We start from the raw sequence: 1,694 nt of genomic DNA, 5'->3' as shown, positions 1-1,694 counted from the left end.
TAGTGCGCTGGGTTATCGCTCGCCACGGGAATATCTGCGGCAGCGGGCTTGTAATGGGTTAAGTGATAACAGATGTCTGGAAATATAGGGGCAAATCCAGAATGTTGATCAGTTCGATACTGAAGCTTTCCGTACTGATAAACTGGAACTGACCAGCGGCAACATTGCTGACCATAATGGCAACGTAATTTCTGGTGTGTTCGACATCAACAGCAGCGATTACGTTCTGAACGCTGATCTGGTGAACGACCGTACGTGGGATACTTCCAAGTCTAACTACGGTTACGGTATTGTTGCTATGAACTCTGATGGTCACCTGACTATCAATGGTAACGGCGACGTAGACAACGGTACTGAACAGGATAACAGCTCTGTTGATAACGTTGTTGCTGCAACCGGTAACTACAAAGTTCGTATCGACAACGCAACTGGCGCTGGCACTATCGCTGATTACAAAGATAAAGAACTTATTCGGGTAAACGACGCTAACACCAACGCGACCTTCTCTGCTGCTAACAAAGCTGACCTGGGTGCATACACCTATCAGGCTGAACAGCGCGGTAACACCGTTGTTCTGCAACAGATGGAGCTGACCGACTACGCTAACATGGCGCTGAGCATCCCGTCTGCGAACACCAATATCTGGAACCTGGAACAAGACACCGTTGGTACTCGTCTGACCAACTCTCGTCATGGCCTGGCTGATAACGGCGGCGCATGGGTAAGCTACTTCGGTGGTAACTTCAACGGCGACAACGGCACCATCAACTATGATCAGGATGTTAACGGCATCATGGTCGGTGTTGATACCAAAATTGACGGTAACAACGCTAAGTGGATCGTCGGTGCGGCTGCAGGCTTCGCTAAAGGTGACATGAATGACCGTTCTGGTCAGGTGGATCAAGACAGCCAGACTGCCTACATCTACTCTTCTGCTCACTTCGCGAACAACGTCTTTGTTGATGGTAGCTTGAGCTACTCTCACTTCAACAACGACCTGTCTGCAACCATGAGCAACGGTACTTACGTTGACGGTAGCACCAACTCTGACGCGTGGGGCTTCGGTTTGAAAGCCGGTTACGACTTCAAACTGGGTGATGCTGGTTACGTGACTCCTTACGGCAGCGTTTCTGGTCTGTTCCAGTCTGGTGATGACTACCAGCTGAGCAACGACATGAAAGTTGACGGTCAGTCTTACGACAGCATGCGTTATGAACTGGGTGTAGATGCAGGTTATACCTTCACCTACAGCGAAGATCAGGCTCTGACTCCGTACTTCAAACTGGCTTACGTCTACGACGACTCAAACAACGATAACGATGTGAACGGTGATTCCATCGATAACGGTACTGAAGGGTCTGCGGTACGTGTTGGTCTGGGTACTCAGTTCAGCTTCACCAAGAACTTCAGCGCCTATACCGATGCTAACTACCTCGGTGGTGGTGACGTAGATCAAGACTGGTCCGCGAACGTGGGTAATGCTGCTAACTTACTGATTTAGTGTATGATGGTGATTTTAAGGTGCTTGCGTGGCTTCCATTTCCATCAGATGTCCTTCCTGCTCCGCTACTGAAGGCGTGGTGCGTAACGGCAAAAGCACTGCCGGACATCAGCGCTATCTCTGCTCTCATTGCCGTAAAACATGGCAACTACAGTTCACTTACACCGCCTCTCAGCCCGGTACGCACCAGAAA

1 protein-coding gene and 1 pseudogene are annotated in these 1,694 nt (G+C 49.9%); both read left to right on the top strand.

Going from position 1 to position 1,694, the window contains the following annotated elements; all coding sequences use genetic code 11:
* Nucleotides 1-100 precede the first annotated feature (100 nt).
* Nucleotides 101-1,501, top strand: a pseudogene (locus tag BGK49_RS14010) (autotransporter outer membrane beta-barrel domain-containing protein); the annotation flags it as partial.
* 28 nt (nt 1,502-1,529) lie between these two features.
* On the top strand, nt 1,530-1,694 hold a 165-nt coding region (locus BGK49_RS27200; protein ID WP_047664789.1), incomplete at its 3' end, for an IS1 family transposase.

It is taken from the genome of Shigella sp. FC1544, from assembly GCF_001722145.1.
Taxonomy (GTDB): Bacteria; Pseudomonadota; Gammaproteobacteria; order Enterobacterales; family Enterobacteriaceae; genus Escherichia; species Escherichia coli.
Note: the sequence above shows the minus strand (reverse complement) of the source record. Positions and strands in the feature narration are given on the sequence as shown.